Source organism: Bacillus sp. FSL K6-2839 (assembly GCF_038003365.1).
In the GTDB taxonomy this organism is placed as follows: Bacteria; Bacillota; Bacilli; order Bacillales; family Bacillaceae; genus Bacillus.
Genome location: NZ_JBBOOZ010000002.1, coordinates 271,444 through 286,568 on the forward strand (window position 1 = coordinate 271,444; position 15,125 = coordinate 286,568).

The window sequence follows — 15,125 nt, forward strand, 5'->3', positions numbered from 1 at the left end:
GGGAGACAATCCCGTCTGCCACAATCACTTATTTATTCCAGTCTGCTAAAAATTGCTCAATGCCTGCATCCGTTAACGGGTGTTTTGTCAGCTGCTTGATGACTTTCAGCGGCATTGTGCCGATATGAGCACCTCTAAGCGCAGCTTCTGTCACGTGCTGCGGGTGACGAATGGATGCAGCAATGATTTGTGTATCTAATCCGTGAACATCAAAAATGGTTTTCACTTCGCTGATGAGATCGAGACCATTTTGGCCAATGTCATCTAAGCGGCCGAGGAATGGAGAGACATACGTTGCACCAGCTCTAGCTGCAAGCAATGCCTGGTTTGCACTAAAAATCAAAGTGACGTTTGTTTTAATACCAAGGTCTGTTAACGCTTTGACAGCTTTAAGGCCATCTGTTGTCATCGGTACTTTGACCGTGATATTTGGTGCGATGGCAGCAAGCTCTTTTCCTTCTTCAATCATTTCCTCTGCTTTAAGGGAAATCACTTCTGCACTGACAGAACCTGATACGACGTCAGTGATTTCGCGAAGACGGTCGTGGAATGATACGTCCTTTTCTTTCGCTACTAAACTAGGGTTTGTTGTGACGCCTGCTAAAATGCCAAGCTCGTGCGCCTCTTTGATGTCTGCGATATTCGCTGTATCTACGAAAAATAACATAACCGTGCCACTCTCCTATCAATAAATTGTCTGAAATGTAAATTTTGATTGCGCTTTCTCAAGATATGGAGAAAACCGCCTGTGACTCAGGCGGCTTTCGGTTCTCATCAAATTATGCTTGGTTAGAAGAACCAAATTCGCGCATTTTGCCGATAACAGTCGCTTTAATTGCGTCACGAGCTGGTCCAAGATATTTACGTGGATCATACTCTTCTGTTTTTGCAGCAAGTGTTTCGCGTACTGCTTTCGCAGAAGCAATTTGGTTTTCAGTGTTTACATTGATTTTTGCTGTACCAAGTGAAATTGAACGCTTGATGTCAGCAGTTGGGATACCTGTTCCGCCGTGAAGAACAAGTGGAAGGCCTGTCATTTTACCGATTTCTTCCATTTCAGCGAAACCAAGGTTTGGTTCACCTTTGTATGGACCATGAACTGAACCTAGTGCAGGTGCAAGGCAGTCAATGCCAGTGCGTTCTACAAGCTCTTGGCATTCTTTTGGATCAGCATAAATAACGCCCTCAGCGATGACGTCGTCTTCTTGTCCGCCAACAGTCCCAAGCTCAGCTTCTACAGATACACCGTGGAAATGTGCAAGCTCAACTACTTTCGCAGTTGTTGCTACGTTCTCATCGAATGGGTGGTGAGAAGCGTCGATCATGACAGAAGTAAATCCTGCATGAATGGCTTTTGCACAAGATTCAAAGCTTGAACCGTGATCTAAATGAATCGCAACAGGAACTGTTACATTATATTCTTCGATTAACGCTTTTACCATTGCGACAACTGTTTTGAAGCCGCCCATGTAGCGTCCTGCCCCTTCAGATACTCCTAAGATAACTGGAGATTTCTCTTCTTCAGCAGCTTGTAAAATCGCTTGCGTGAATTCTAAATTATTTAAGTTAAACTGTCCAACAGCGTAACCTTTTTCCTTTGCGTCTTTCAACATTTCTGTCATTGAAACTAAAGGCATGATGAAAAATCCTCCCTATGTAGCTAATTTGCTTACTAAAAAAAGCTCTCCACCCTAGCATGACCAGAATTTCTCGCCATATGTAAACTTTCAAAGTCAGATCGCTTTCTTCTTCTTATCTAGGATACCAATTATTCGACAAATCGGCAACAGAATGACTCGATTCAATCATTTCCATCTAACCATTTGTTTCGAGCGGCAAGTATTCTTTAACAGCATCTCGGATTTCATCAATATCAAATGGTTTCGCAAAGTGCGTCAATGCACCGAGTTCTTTTGATTCTTGGATCATGTCTAATTCGCCATAGGCTGTCATAATGATGACACGGATGTCTTCATCAATTAATTTCATGCGTTTTAAAATTTCAATACCATCCATTCCGGGAATCTTCATATCAAGCAGGACAAGGTTTGGTCTATGATTTTTCACAATATCTAACGCCTGAAGTCCATTGGCTGCTTGGAAGGTTTGATAGCCTTCTTTATGAAACACTTCATTCAATAATATTCTAATACCGTATTGATCATCGACAATTAAAATTTTCTCATTCATCTGTTACACCCCATTGCTTTCATTTTTCGCCATAAAAAGAGCTGTTGTTAAATAATTCTGTTTGATTTTCACATTTCCTTTATTTATAATAGTTTACTTTACGACATTTCCTGAGCATTTTTCCTAATATTCTCTTTATATTCTATTATAAAATGATCTGACCGAAGGAGGAAATCAGTCTTGTTAAAAATTTTCACGACCCAGTTATCAGGTATTTTTTCACGTATTGGAGAAAAGCAGGCTGAAGCGATCGAGGATGGTGCACGCCTTCTTGCACAAGCCGTTGTCAGTGGACATGCTGTTTATTTTCACGGAAAGAATGAACTGGCTGCTGTAGCCCTAGAGGCAACTGAAAGCAAGGAGCCATTTCCAGGTGCGAAAGTACTGCCGCTTGATCAAACGGAGCTCAGCTTGCTTCATCCAAGTGACAGGGTGCTGCTATTTTATTCAGACCCAGAAGACGAGGAGATTCAATCTCTTGTAAAAGAGCTGCACGCTCAAGGTACGCCCATTGTTGGTGTCGGTCCAGCACAAAAGGAGCCGTCCATGATTGAAGAGCATTGTGATGTCCACATTGATTTTCTGCTCAAGAAACCGCTTGTGCCCGCTGATGACGGATCAAGGTTCGGTTATCCTGCTTTAATGACATGCTTATACGTCTACCACGCTCTATCGTTTACTGTGAAAGAAATCGTTGAGGAATATGAATAAAAAAACTGCCGAGAAGATCATATTCTCGGCAGTTTTTGATTTATTTTGATTCAGATGCTTGCAGTGAAGCACCAACGAAATCTCTAAATAATGGCTGTGGTCTTGTCGGTCTTGAGACGAATTCTGGGTGGAACTGAGAAGCAAGGAACCAAGGATGATCCTTCAATTCGATAATTTCAACAAGACGTCCGTCTGGGCTTGTACCAGAGAAGACAAAGCCTGCGGCTTCCATTTGCTGTCTGAATTCATTATTAAACTCATAGCGATGACGGTGGCGTTCGTAGACCACTTCGTCATTGTATGCAGCAAATGCTTTTGAGTCTTCATTTAATTTACATGGATACAGACCAAGACGAAGTGTTCCGCCTAGATCATCTACATCCTTCTGTTCTGGGAGAAGGTCAATGATTGGGAATGCTGTTTCAGGATCAATTTCCGCTGAATGAGCTCCCTCAAGGCCTAGTACGTTTCTCGCATATTCGATCGACGCAACTTGCATTCCTAAGCAGATTCCGAAGAATGGCACTTTGTTTTCACGGGCATATTGTGTAGCAATGATTTTCCCTTCCACTCCGCGGTCTCCGAAGCCTCCAGGAACGATGATGCCGTCTACATCTTGCGCGAAATCAGCCATATTTTCTGCTGTCACTTCTTCTGCATTGATCCATTTGATTTGTACGTCTGCATCAAATGCATAACCAGCATGGCGAAGTGACTCAACGACAGAAATGTATGCATCTTGCAGTTCAACATATTTTCCTACTAGACCAATTGTGACTTGTTTTGAGAGATTTTGTACTTTATCGACTAGCGCTGTCCACTCCGTCATGTCTGCATCTTGGCAGTCAAGTTTCATATGTTCACATACAAGCTTGTCTAGTCCTTGTTTTTGTAAATCAAGCGGAATAGAGTACAGCGTGTCTGCATCCTGACATTCGATAACAGCTTTTGTATCAATATCACAGAATAACGCAATTTTGTCCTTCATGTCTTGGGTCATTGGCATTTCAGTTCTGACCACAATAACGTTTGGCTGGATACCAAGGCTGCGAAGTTCTTTTACACTATGCTGTGTTGGTTTTGTTTTCAGTTCACCTGCTGCTCGGATGTAAGGAACAAGGGTACAATGAATGTACATCACGTTTTCACGGCCAATGTCACTCTTCATTTGACGAATCGCTTCAAGGAAAGGAAGGGATTCGATGTCTCCTACTGTTCCGCCGATTTCTGTAATGACCACATCTGCACCTGTTTCTTTTCCGGCACGGTACACGCGATCTTTGATTTCATTTGTAATATGGGGAATAACCTGTACGGTTCCGCCTAAATAGTCGCCTCGGCGCTCTTTCTTCAGAACAGTAGAGTAGATTTTACCCGTTGTGACGTTGCTGTACTTATTTAAGTTAATATCAATGAAGCGCTCGTAGTGACCTAAGTCAAGGTCTGTTTCAGCACCGTCATCTGTGACGAAGACCTCACCGTGCTGATATGGACTCATGGTCCCTGGGTCTACGTTGATATATGGATCGAATTTTTGAATGGTAACATCCATCCCTCTATTTTTCAGAAGGCGGCCTAACGATGCAGCCGTGATCCCTTTTCCAAGTGAGGAAACAACTCCTCCTGTTACAAAAATATACTTTGTCATTTCGTATGCTCCTCTCTTTTTTACCCTTGCATGACTAGACATGCACAGCTTCATCCTTTTTAGAGTGTATCCCTAAATCTCTTGAAAAATAAGAAAGCTCCCTTTCAAATAAATGAAAGGGAGCGTAAATGAACGTATCTTTACGTACTCTTTTTAGAGAGCCCAAAATACATACTACATAGTTCGCTCTCGAAAGTCAAGACGGTTTTGTCCTGTTTTGAGGACCGGTTTGTGAGGGTTATTTTTCTTCCTTATTATCGTCTAAATCGTCTTCGTCAATTTCTGTTAAGCCGTCATCATCTTCGTCGTCATCGTCTTCGTCGAAGTCTTCTATATCTTCGTCAATTTCCTCATCATCGTCTAGATCGAGATCATCGTCGTCTTCAACAAGATCAAGATCTTCTTCAAGCTCTTCGATTTCTTCTTCCTCTTCAATTTCATCGAAGTCTTCTTCAACGACAGCTGCTTTTGTTTTTTTCTTTTTCGCTTTTGTTTTCACAGCTGGCTGAACTTCTTCTTCGATTTGATCAACTGGATACCAGCTGCGAAGTCCCCATCTCTGATCACCTAACGAAATAAAGCGGCCATCTATATTTAAGTCTGTATAAAATTGAGCAAGTCGATCATCAAGATCAGATTTTTGTATCCCTTGTAAACGGACCATTTCATCTATTAACTCGGAAAACGTAATCGGTGTTTTGCTGTCTCTGAAAATTTCATATGCAAGTTCAACTAAAGACATGTGCTTGAGCTGCTCCTGTGAGTATTCTTTCAAACTCAAGGTCAGACACTCCCTTTCTATTACATGTATGTATCCATTTATCAGTGAAATAATAAGTGTTTATCCCTTATTTTTACGACAAACCATACCTCTCATTATAAACAAATTAGAGGAGTTTATGCCACCTTTAATCATGTTAATTTTTGATTTTTTCTCATGGGGCGCACCATCTGCGTGAAATTGGTCTGGCTTTTGTGTACGGTATGCTTTTTGTCTTTTAGTTTGTTCATCTCTATTTTAAAACTGGATTCTCTGAATGAATAAGATAACGATAGCAATCGTACATACCATTCCCGCAGGCATGAGGACAAATAGTTTTCTGCGGCTGTTTTCTTTTTCTTCCTTCTTTTTTGGAGACTTTGAAAGCTCTGTGGAGACCATAATCCATATGATCATCGTGACCAATCCTAAAATACCCATAAATGTTGTGTTCATTATGATAACCTCCATATTGATACTTTTGCACATTTTATCATATTGATAAGGTGGCATGGGACAATATTGGAAATGATTTCACATTTAAGAACTGATTATCGCACCAAAACAGACCACCTCACGTCAGGTGGTCTTTGCTTGGTTTCTACATATCTAGCAGTTTGCGCGAGATGACTAGGCGCTGGATTTCTTGTGTGCCTTCATAAATTTGAGTGATTTTCGCATCACGCATGTATCGTTCGACTGGGTAATCCTTTGTATAACCGTAGCCGCCGAAGATTTGAACGGCTTCTGTTGTTACTTTCATGGCTGTATCTCCAGCAAAGAGCTTTGACATAGCTGATTCCTTTCCATACGGAAGCCCTTTCGTTTCAAGCCATGCTGCCTGATAAGTAAGCAGCCTGGAGGCTTCAATTGCAGTTGCCATATCTGCCAGCTTAAAAGCGATCCCTTGCTGCTGTATGATTGGTTTGCCAAATTGCTTGCGCTCCTTCGCATAATGGACCGCCGCATCAAGAGCGCCTTGTGCAATCCCAACAGCCTGAGCAGCAATACCGTTTCTACCGCCATCGAGCGTCATCATGGCTATTTTGAATCCTTCTCCTTCTTGTCCGAGCCGGTTCCTTTCATGAATCCGGCAATCTTCAAATCGAATTTCAGTCGTTGGCGATGAGCGGATGCCCAGTTTGCTTTCCTTTTTGCCAACCGAGAACCCGGGGGTCTCTTTTTCTACAATAAAGGCGGTTGTATTTCGAGATGCAGCTTCTTGGTCTGTCACGGCAAACACAATATAATAATCCGCAATGCCGCCATTTGTAATAAAGATTTTCGCACCGTTCAGGACGTATTCACTGCCTGCCTTTACTACCGTTGTCTTCATTCCACCGGCATCTGAACCTGAACCGCTCTCAGTGAGTGCATATGCCCCTACCTTCTGTCCTTCTGCAAGCGGCTTTAAATAGGTCTCCTTTTGTTCACCTGTTCCGAAAGTATAGATGGGCCACGAGGCGAGAGAGGTGTGAGCGGAGAGGGTGACACCTGTAGAGGCGCACACTCTTGAAAGCTCCTCAACTGCGATGACGTAGGCTAAATAGTCACTGCCGATCCCGCCGACCTCTTCCGGCCAAGGGATACCCGTTAAACCGAGCTCCGCCATCTGGCGAAAAATAGCTGGATCATACGTTTCAGTCTCGTCCCGCTCTGCTGCTGTTGGCTCTACTTCATTTTTCGCAAAATCTCTCACCATTTTTCGGATCATTTCATGTTCATCACTTAATTGAAATTGCATCATGAGCCACCTCGTTTCATATTAGCTGTTTACAAATGACCAGCCTTTGAATTTCACTTGTTCCTTCGTAGATTTCACAAACTTTCGCATCACGAAAGTAACGTTCTGTTTGATAGCGATTCGTATAACCATCCATGCCGAGCAAATGGATCACTTCTGTACTGATCTCAACTGCCGTTTTTGACGCAAATAGCTTTGCCATTGATGCTTCCTTTGTGACCGGACGATTCGCCTCTTTATAAGAAGCCGCTTGATAGACCAGCAGCTTGGCTGCTTCAAGCTTCGCCGCCAAATCACCCAGACGAATAGTCGTTTCTAGACCTGCTGGGTGCTGCTTTAAATACGTCACTGCCTCCGCTAATGCGGCTTCTGCTATACCAAGGCTTTGAGCCGAGATACCGATTCTCCCCGCATTTAAACTAGACATGGCTATGTGAAAGCCCTCTCCTTCTGCACCGAGCAGCTGCTGCTTTGGAATCCGCACACCATCAAAATGAAGCGTTACTGTTTTTGACCCGTGCAGTCCCATCTTTTTCTCATCTTTTCCGATCGTAAATCCTGGTGTATCTTTTTCGACAATGAACGCCGATATATTTTTTTTCGCAGAGGCAGGGTCTGTCACTGCAAAGACAAGATACAGTTCTGCTTCCCCGCCGCTTGTAATAAACATTTTCGTACCATTTAACACATAGTGGTCGCCTGCCCGCTCCGCTCTTAACTGAATACTGGAGGCATCTGAGCCAGCCTTGGGTTCAGTCAGGCAAAATGCCCCCAGTTTCTGCCCGGATGCAAGCAGCGGAACATAGGATTTTTTTTGCTCATTCGTTCCAAAAGCCAAAATAGGCATCGTCACAACAGATGTATGAACGGACACAATGACACCGATAGTCGCACTCACTTTGGATAATTCATGAATCGCAATGATATAAGTTGTAAAATCTGCTCCTAAGCCTTGATACGAAGCTGGTATTGGAATTCCTAGAAAGCCTTGGCGTCCCATTTCAGCTAAAAGTGTTCTTGGGAACTGACCTTGTTCCATGGCTTCCACTTCAGGGAATACACGCTGTCTTGCAAATTCTGCTGCCTGTTCTCTCCAGAGACGCTGTTGATCCGTAAGCAAAACATCCATCTTGACTCCCCCTATGAGTGGTCGTGGTATGTGTAAAAACCTCTCATTGTCTTTTTGCCCAGCCAGCCTGCATTTACGTATTTTTTCAAAAGAGGACAAGGTCGGTATTTGCTATCCCCAAGTCCTTCATGAAGGGTATTCATAATAAATAAACATGTATCTAGTCCGATGAAATCAGCGAGACGAAGCGGACCCATTGGGTGATTCATTCCAAGCGTCATGACACCGTCAATGCTCTCTGCATCTGCCACGCCTTCATAAAGGGTGTAAATGGCTTCATTGATCATTGGCATCAATATGCGATTAGATACAAACCCTGGGAAGTCTTCCACTTCAATTGGGGTTTTGTTTAATGTCTTTGCTGTTTCATAAACGATTTGATATGTGTCGTCACTCGTTTGCAGCGCTCGAATGACCTCAACCAGTTTCATGACAGGCACCGGATTCATAAAATGCATGCCAATCACTTGCTCCGGTCTCCCCGTAACAGCTGCTAATTCTGTGATTGACAAGGAAGATGTGTTTGTTGCAAATATCGTCTTCGCCTTTGCAAATTGATCAAGTGTTTCAAAGATTTGTTTCTTCACACTCATTTGTTCAGATGCAGCTTCAATCACTAAATGAGCCTGCTTTACGTCCTTTAAATCTGTGGAAACGGCAAGCCGCTGCGTAATATCTCGGACTGCCTGATGGGCCAGCTTTCCTTTTTCTGCTCGTTTCGTCAGTTGTTTGGTCATGGAGGAAATGGCTCGATGGATCTGCTTTTCAGATGCATCATGCAGCAGGACTGTGTAGCCAGACTGAGCAAAAACTTGGGCAATGCCTGATCCCATTTGACCTGCTCCAACGACCATGACGGTCTCTTCTGTACTCATGACGATGAACGCCTCCCTTTTAATCTACCTTTATCATGATGGCATCTCCTTGACCGCCTCCACTGCAAATCGCCGCGATACCAATGCCTCCGCCTCTTTGTCTCAATGCATGAATCAAAGTCAATATGATACGTGTTCCGCTTGCCCCAATTGGATGACCAAGCGCAACTGCACCACCGTTGATATTCATTTTCCGCCGGTCCAGCCCGGTTATTTTTTCACATGCCAGCGCCACAGCTGAGAAGGCCTCATTGATTTCAAAGAGATCGATATCCTCTAGACGCTTGCCTGTTTTCTGTAAAATCTTCTCGATGGCAAAGGCTGGTGTTTTCGGAAAATCCTTTGCCTCTACGGCTACCTGCGTATGCCCAAGCACGACTGCCATTGGCTTTACGTCATGCTGCTCCGCATATGTGTCTTTCATTAAAAGAAGCGCACTTGCTCCATCATTGACACCTGGTGCATTTCCAGCGGTAATGGTACCCGTTTGATCAAAAACAGGCATGAGCTTTGACAGTCGTTCATATGACGTATCACGCCGCGGGGATTCATCTTCTGTGATCAGCCGCTCTCCCGTTTTCGTCTTGACGGTGACTGGGGTGATTTCCTGTTGAAAAAAGCCGTTTTTCTGCGCTTCGATGGCCCGTTCATGACTTCTTAGTGCCCAAAGGTCTTGCTCTTCCCGCGTGATACCAAGCTCCTTTGCAGCCATGCTCCCATACTCACCCATATGAACGCCTGTAAATGAACAGGTTAATCCATCTAAAATCATCGCATCTTGTACCGCACCATCTCCCATTTTGTAGCCCCATCGCGCTTTTTTTAGCAAATAAGGGGCGTGTGACATGGATTCCATACCGCCCGCTACGATGACCTCAGCATCTCCAGCTCGAATGATTTGATCTGCTGTGCTCACACTGCGCATTCCTGATGCACAGACTTTATTGATAGTTTGCGTCGGAACGGACCATGGAAGGTCAGCATATCTTGCTGCTTGCCTTGAAGGAATCTGACCTTGTCCTCCCTGCAAAACACTTCCCATGATGACCTCATCCACAAGATGCGAACTCGGCACTCTTTCCAGTGCAGCTTTGATCGCTATTCCGCCTAGTTCTGCGGCAGTCAACCCACTGAAAGCACCGCCTAGTTTTCCAAATGGTGTTCTTGCTCCAGATACAATGACCGTCTTACTCATGTATGTCCCCTCCCGTTTGTTACCGCTTACATATTATCTAGGCAGCTGATGTACAGCGCCATGTATAAGCCGATGAATATCCTATTCATCGGCCTGTTTTGTTTACGAAACCTGCTTTCCAGCCTCACCAAACACTGATTTTTCAAGAAGTTCTGCGACATCAAATGTGCCTACCTGCTCCTCTACTTCCTTCGCCTTCGTGCCATCTCCCAGCATGGTGAGGCAATAAGGGCAGCCTGAGCTGATGATGGACGGCTGCACCTGTAACGCCTGCTCCGTTCGGGCAGTGTTAATCCGGGTACCTGTCTCTTCTTCCATCCACATTAAGCCCCCGCCTGCACCGCAGCACATACCGGTTTCACGATGACGCTCCATTTCTCTCAGCGTCACACCAGGGATGGCTTTTAAAATGTCTCTCGGCGGATCATACACTTCGTTATATCTGCCTAGGTAGCAAGAGTCGTGGAAGGTAATCACTTCGTTCACTTCATGTACAGGCGTTATTTTCCCTTCTTTCACTAGCTCTGCCAGTAATTCTGTATGATGGTACACTTCTGCCTCAAGTCCGAAGTCTGGATACTCATTTTTAAATAAATTGTAGGCGTGCGGATCAATCGTGACGATCTTTGTGACCCCGTTTTTCTGGAATTCTTCAATATTTTTTGCAGCAAGCTCTTGGAATAAAAATTCGTTTCCAAGTCTTCTTGGTGTATCGCCTGAGTTTTTCTCTTTATTGCCTAGGATGGCAAAGGAGACCCCTGCTTCGTTGAGGAGCTTTGCAAAGGCAAGCGCAATTTTTTGGCTTCGATTGTCATATGCCCCCATTGAACCAACCCAGAATAAATAATCGAAGGTTTGATCTGCTTTTTTCAGCTCTTTTACTGTCGGCACATGCACATCTTCTCTCAGTTCACGCCAATTTTCTCTTTCTTTCCGGTTCAATCCCCACGGGTTCCCTTGGCGCTCAATGCTTGTCATGGCACGCTGTGCATCTGCATCCATTTTCCCTTCGGTCAGCACAAGATATCTGCGCATATCAATAATCTTGTCGACGTGTTCATTCATGACAGGGCATTGGTCTTCACAGTTTCGGCACGTCGTACATGCCCAAATTTCTTCTTCTGTAATGACCTCACCAATGAGAGAAGGATGATACATTGAGCTGGCCGCCGATTCCTCTGCACCTGCTCCTCTCGCCTGCAGCGCCAGCTGATTTCCTGTTGTCTGCCTGAAGGCAAGCTGCGGGACCCATGGTGTCTTCGATGTAATGGCGGCCCCTTTATTTGTTAAATGGTCTCTTAACCTTAAAATCAAATCCATTGGAGACAGCATCTTCCCTGTTCCTGTTGCCGGGCACATATTTGTGCAGCGCCCGCATTCCACACAGGCGTAAAGGTCGATCAGCTGTGACTGACGGAAGTCTTCAATTTTTCCCACACCGAAGGTCTCTTGTGTCTCATCTTCAAAATCAATTTTTTGCAGCTTGCCTGGCGGGTCTAATCTGCTGGCAAATACATTCACCGGTCCTGCAATGAGGTGAGCGTGCTTTGACTGCGGGACATATACTAAGAATGTCAGCAAAATAAGGAGATGCACCCACCATGCGACATAAAAAACGACCGTTGCTGCAAGAGGTGAAATTCCGCCCAGCAAGAAAGCAATACTGGAGGCGATTGGCTCAGTTGGTGATAGAGAGTGTCCATGCCAAATGATGTTCATCCCGTTCCCCAGTAAGACTGTCAGCATCAAGCCGCCAATAAATAAAAGCACTAGACCTGATTTAAAGCCTCGTTTTAAACGGACAAGCTTCTCCACATACCTTCTATGGAATGCCCAAACAACGGCTACTAAAATGAGAAGTGTGACCACCTCTTGGAAAAAGGTAAAGAAGCCGTAAAGCGGACCTAAAGGGAGTCCGCTGCCCGGAACGAGTCCCTTCATAATAAAATCAAGGGCTCCGAACTGTACAAGGATAAACCCGTAGAAAAACAGCACATGAATGATGCCGCTCTTCTTGTCCTTTAACAGCTTCTTTTGCCCAAACACATTGACCCAAACACGCTCTAAGCGTTTCTTCATGTCTTGTTGAAATTCTTCTTTTTTACCAAGACGAATATACGCCGCTCGTGTTCGAATGAGATAAATAAACAAATACACAGCGTAAGCGGTCACCGCCGCAAATGCGATCAAGTTCATTATTAAAAGGCTATTCATCTTGCTCCCCCTTTCATTCCCCAAAAACCACTTTGTTCCGTTTCTATGTTGTACCTCTATCATAAATAATGAATGAGCATTCAGTCAATATTTTTTACACGTTTGGGTACACTATTGAAATATGCAAAAAAGGAGGAAGCTTCATGATCGCATTGATCATCCTACTCGTACTCATTGCCATCGTTTTTCTCGTGATGGTAGACCTTTATATGGGAAAGAAATATTTTTCTACCCGCGCTTTTGAACGGTCTTTTGACAAAACAAGCGGTGATGCAGCTTTTTATCATGATGGCGAACCATTTTTTGATCAGCTGCTCGTGGATATTCAACAGGCCTCTTCTTCTATTCATATGATGTTCTTTATTGTAAAGAACGACAAGATTGGCCAAAGGGTCTTTCAAGCACTGAAAGCCAAAGCGGAACAAGGGGTTTCAGTCTTTTTGCTGACCGATCGACTAGGGTCCTATCCGTTTGATCAAAAGTCCATTGATATGCTAGAAAAAAGCGGCATCCAATTTTACTTTTTAAATAAGCCTCGTTTCCCTTTTTTGATTTATCGGTTAAACATGAGAAATCATCGTAAAATTACGGTGATTGATGGAAAGATTGGCTATATTGGCGGGTTTAATATTGGCGATGAATATGTTGGAAAAAATGGCCAGTTTGGCATTTGGAAAGATTATCATTTGCGCATGACAGGGCAAGTTGTCGCAGATCTCCAGCATGTGTTTTTGAATGATTTATACCGGTCATCTGGCATTCATCAGCTGCAATATGAGGTTTTTCCTGCTTTGGAACCGGGAACGCTACAATGCACAACACGCGCGACTGCTGGTTTTTCTTTAGAAGCTTTGTTTCTCAAAGATATTCAGCAGGCGAGAAAGCAGATCATCATCTGTACGCCTTACTTTATTCCATCTGCCCCTCTTCTGAGTGCACTGCTTGATGCACGAGAGCGAGGTGTCACGGTTGAAATCATCATCCCAATGAAAGCGGATCATCCACTTGTCAAAGAGGCTGGATTTCATTATTTGAAGGACCTCATTGCCTCTGGCTGCCTTGTGTATCGTTTTTATAAAGGATTTTATCATGCGAAAGCCATTCTAATTGACCAGAGACGCTGTATGATTAGCACGGCAAATTTTGATAAACGCAGCTTGTTTCTAAATGAGGAAGTAGACGTCGCCATTGATGATGCCGACTTTACTGCACACGTAGAGGAAAAAATTCGGGAGCACATGGAAGTGTCTGAGCTTATGACAGAGGAGAAATTGACCCAGCGTCCGCTTTTGTCACGTCCGCTGGAATGGGTTGGCGCCATGTTCTCGTACTTTTTATAAAGGAGATGACCTATGCGTTATCGATTTGGTTATGTATCCAATGCCGTCACCTTGTGGGAAGCTTCTCCTGCCAAGTCGCTGACCTTTGCAAGATACAGTAAGCTCTCAAAGGAAGAGAGAGAAGAGGCTTTATTGCGAACAACGAAAGCCAATCTCGTGAATACATTAAGAACGCTCTATTTCGCCATTGCCCATGATATCCCGCTTTACCGTTTTTCAAGTTCGATCGTCCCGCTCGCGACCCATCCCGATGTGCGCTGGGACTTTGTGACACCTTTTCAAAAGGAGTTTCATGAAATTGGCGAGTTGGTGAAACGGCATGGGCTCCGTGTGAGCTTTCACCCTAATCAATTTACCTTGTTTACTAGCCCAAAGCCTTCAATCACAAAAAATGCCGTGATCGATATGACGTACCATTATCAAATGCTTGAGGCGATGAAGCTCGAAAAGGAAGGCTATATGAACATTCATGTGGGCGGTGCGTACGGTGATAAAGAATCGGCGCTTCAACGTTTTGATGACAATATCAAAAAGCTTCCAGCGCATATCAAGGCGAGAATGACGCTTGAGAATGATGACAAAACGTATACGTCGTTAGAAACCCTTGGTGTATGTGAAAAGCACGGTATTCCATTTGTTTTTGATTACCATCATCACGTGGCCAATAAAGATGACGATGCCGCGCTTGAAGACATTCTGCCAAGAATGTTCGACACTTGGACGAGCACTGGCATTCCGCCTAAAATCCATTTATCCTCACCTAAATCAGAAAAAGCCATACGCAGTCATGCAGATGGTGTAGATATGTCCTTTGTCTTACCGCTTTTTCATGCATTAAAACCGTATGGGCGTGATGTAGATTTTATGATTGAGGCGAAGTTAAAGGATCAGGCACTGCTCCGACTTGTCGAAGAGCTGTCTGCGATAAGAGGCAATAAGCGAACGGGCGGAGGAACCTTTGAGTGGAAATCATAGAGAAAGGTTTATCCCTATGCAAACAAGGGTAACAAAGCTATTGTGAGAAAGTTATTAACAGGAGGATATGAAGATGTCTCAAATCTATTCAATCCAAATCGCTGCGAAAGCATTGAATTTACATAAGCTTATTTCTCTTTATCAAAAATGCCACCAGGCTCAACATCGTCTATATGTGTATTCTAAAAAAACAATGTGCAACATCAAGAACATCGTAGAGCTTGAAACCTTCAGGCTCACTCATTTAGAGTCTGACTACTTAATTGTCGTAGAGGGAAAAAAAGCGCAAGATCTCTTGCAGCCATTTGAAAAAGAGCAGGTTTCATAAAAAAGAGCAGCCCTCA

At 44.0% G+C, this 15,125-nt stretch carries 15 protein-coding genes; 4 read left to right on the forward strand and 11 right to left on the reverse strand.

Annotation, left to right across the window (positions count from 1 at the left end):
• Positions 1–28: 28 nt before the first annotated feature.
• From fsa to MHH26_RS15485, 3 genes are all read right to left on the reverse strand, one after another.
• A complete protein-coding gene (fsa, locus tag MHH26_RS15475; protein ID WP_034660303.1) occupies positions 29–667 on the reverse strand; it encodes a fructose-6-phosphate aldolase in 639 nt (212 codons plus the stop codon).
• 112 nt (positions 668–779) lie between these two features.
• Positions 780–1,637: a class II fructose-bisphosphate aldolase gene (locus tag MHH26_RS15480; protein ID WP_034660304.1), complete on the reverse strand. Its 858-nt coding sequence runs from the start codon at positions 1,635–1,637 to the stop codon at positions 780–782.
• Between the two features lie 178 nt (positions 1,638–1,815).
• Positions 1,816–2,190, reverse strand: coding sequence for a response regulator (locus MHH26_RS15485; protein WP_003214681.1), 375 nt, complete (start codon positions 2,188–2,190; stop codon positions 1,816–1,818).
• A gap of 180 nt (positions 2,191–2,370) precedes the next feature.
• Here MHH26_RS15485 and MHH26_RS15490 point away from each other — a divergent pair, with 180 nt between their 5' ends.
• Entirely contained in the window at positions 2,371–2,901 is a 531-nt protein-coding gene (locus MHH26_RS15490; RefSeq protein ID WP_340973981.1) for a DUF2529 domain-containing protein, read from the forward strand.
• Positions 2,902–2,941: 40 nt separating this feature from the next.
• On the opposite strand, the gene pyrG is transcribed toward MHH26_RS15490, so the two are convergent.
• From pyrG to MHH26_RS15530, 8 genes are all read right to left on the reverse strand, one after another.
• Positions 2,942–4,549 (reverse strand): glutamine hydrolyzing CTP synthase, encoded by a 1,608-nt coding sequence (gene pyrG / locus MHH26_RS15495; RefSeq protein ID WP_003215143.1) that lies wholly within the window; start codon positions 4,547–4,549, stop codon positions 2,942–2,944.
• Positions 4,550–4,787: 238 nt separating this feature from the next.
• The gene (gene rpoE / locus MHH26_RS15500; protein ID WP_034660308.1) at positions 4,788–5,330 is read right to left on the reverse strand and encodes a DNA-directed RNA polymerase subunit delta; all 543 of its coding nucleotides are present in this window, start codon (positions 5,328–5,330) and stop codon (positions 4,788–4,790) included.
• 237 nt (positions 5,331–5,567) lie between these two features.
• On the reverse strand, positions 5,568–5,765 hold the full coding sequence (locus MHH26_RS15505) for a hypothetical protein (RefSeq protein ID WP_034660309.1): 198 nt from the start codon (positions 5,763–5,765) through the stop codon (positions 5,568–5,570).
• Positions 5,766–5,910: 145 nt separating this feature from the next.
• Positions 5,911–7,053 carry an acyl-CoA dehydrogenase gene (locus MHH26_RS15510; RefSeq protein ID WP_340973983.1) on the reverse strand — a complete coding sequence of 381 codons (1,143 nt, stop codon included), beginning with the start codon at positions 7,051–7,053 and terminating at the stop codon, positions 5,911–5,913.
• A 16-nt stretch (positions 7,054–7,069) separates the two neighbouring features.
• A complete protein-coding gene (locus MHH26_RS15515; protein ID WP_106038969.1) occupies positions 7,070–8,182 on the reverse strand; it encodes an acyl-CoA dehydrogenase family protein in 1,113 nt (370 codons plus the stop codon).
• 11 nt (positions 8,183–8,193) lie between these two features.
• A complete protein-coding gene (locus MHH26_RS15520) occupies positions 8,194–9,057 on the reverse strand; it encodes a 3-hydroxybutyryl-CoA dehydrogenase (protein WP_340973985.1) in 864 nt (287 codons plus the stop codon).
• Between the two features lie 19 nt (positions 9,058–9,076).
• Positions 9,077–10,252: an acetyl-CoA C-acetyltransferase gene (locus MHH26_RS15525; protein WP_066031610.1), complete on the reverse strand. Its 1,176-nt coding sequence runs from the start codon at positions 10,250–10,252 to the stop codon at positions 9,077–9,079.
• A gap of 102 nt (positions 10,253–10,354) precedes the next feature.
• A complete protein-coding gene (locus MHH26_RS15530) occupies positions 10,355–12,466 on the reverse strand; it encodes a heterodisulfide reductase-related iron-sulfur binding cluster (protein ID WP_066031609.1) in 2,112 nt (703 codons plus the stop codon).
• 143 nt (positions 12,467–12,609) lie between these two features.
• On the opposite strand from MHH26_RS15530, the gene cls reads away from it, so the two are divergent.
• The 3 genes from cls (at position 12,610) to MHH26_RS15545 (ending at position 15,109) form a co-directional block, all read left to right on the forward strand.
• The gene (gene cls, locus MHH26_RS15535; protein WP_340973987.1) at positions 12,610–13,806 is read left to right on the forward strand and encodes a cardiolipin synthase; all 1,197 of its coding nucleotides are present in this window, start codon (positions 12,610–12,612) and stop codon (positions 13,804–13,806) included.
• 12 nt (positions 13,807–13,818) lie between these two features.
• Complete coding sequence (uvsE, locus tag MHH26_RS15540) at positions 13,819–14,781, forward strand: UV DNA damage repair endonuclease UvsE (RefSeq protein WP_340973989.1); 963 nt, start codon at positions 13,819–13,821, stop codon at positions 14,779–14,781.
• A gap of 73 nt (positions 14,782–14,854) precedes the next feature.
• Positions 14,855–15,109, forward strand: a complete 255-nt coding sequence (locus tag MHH26_RS15545; RefSeq protein ID WP_095285673.1) for a general stress protein — start codon at positions 14,855–14,857, stop codon at positions 15,107–15,109.
• The last annotated feature ends 16 nt before the right edge of the window (positions 15,110–15,125 follow it).

Excerpts from the sequence above, each read along its gene's own strand:
- MHH26_RS15480 (WP_034660304.1), bottom strand. The coding sequence starts at position 1,637 with ATGCCTTTAGTTTCAATGACAGAAATGTTGAAAGACGCAAAGGAAAAA.
- MHH26_RS15510 (WP_340973983.1), bottom strand. The coding sequence starts at position 7,053 with ATGCAATTTCAATTAAGTGATGAACATGAAATGATCCGAAAAATGGTG.
- cls (WP_340973987.1), top strand. The coding sequence starts at position 12,610 with ATGATCGCATTGATCATCCTACTCGTACTCATTGCCATCGTTTTTCTC.
- MHH26_RS15505 (WP_034660309.1), bottom strand. The coding sequence starts at position 5,765 with ATGAACACAACATTTATGGGTATTTTAGGATTGGTCACGATGATCATA.
- MHH26_RS15520 (WP_340973985.1), bottom strand. The coding sequence starts at position 9,057 with ATGAGTACAGAAGAGACCGTCATGGTCGTTGGAGCAGGTCAAATGGGA.
- MHH26_RS15515 (WP_106038969.1), bottom strand. The coding sequence starts at position 8,182 with ATGGATGTTTTGCTTACGGATCAACAGCGTCTCTGGAGAGAACAGGCA.
- uvsE (WP_340973989.1), top strand. The coding sequence starts at position 13,819 with ATGCGTTATCGATTTGGTTATGTATCCAATGCCGTCACCTTGTGGGAA.
- MHH26_RS15525 (WP_066031610.1), bottom strand. The coding sequence starts at position 10,252 with ATGAGTAAGACGGTCATTGTATCTGGAGCAAGAACACCATTTGGAAAA.
- pyrG (WP_003215143.1), bottom strand. The coding sequence starts at position 4,549 with ATGACAAAGTATATTTTTGTAACAGGAGGAGTTGTTTCCTCACTTGGA.
- MHH26_RS15485 (WP_003214681.1), bottom strand. The coding sequence starts at position 2,190 with ATGAATGAGAAAATTTTAATTGTCGATGATCAATACGGTATTAGAATA.
- MHH26_RS15530 (WP_066031609.1), bottom strand. The coding sequence starts at position 12,466 with ATGAATAGCCTTTTAATAATGAACTTGATCGCATTTGCGGCGGTGACC.
- MHH26_RS15545 (WP_095285673.1), top strand. The coding sequence starts at position 14,855 with ATGTCTCAAATCTATTCAATCCAAATCGCTGCGAAAGCATTGAATTTA.
- fsa (WP_034660303.1), bottom strand. The coding sequence starts at position 667 with ATGTTATTTTTCGTAGATACAGCGAATATCGCAGACATCAAAGAGGCG.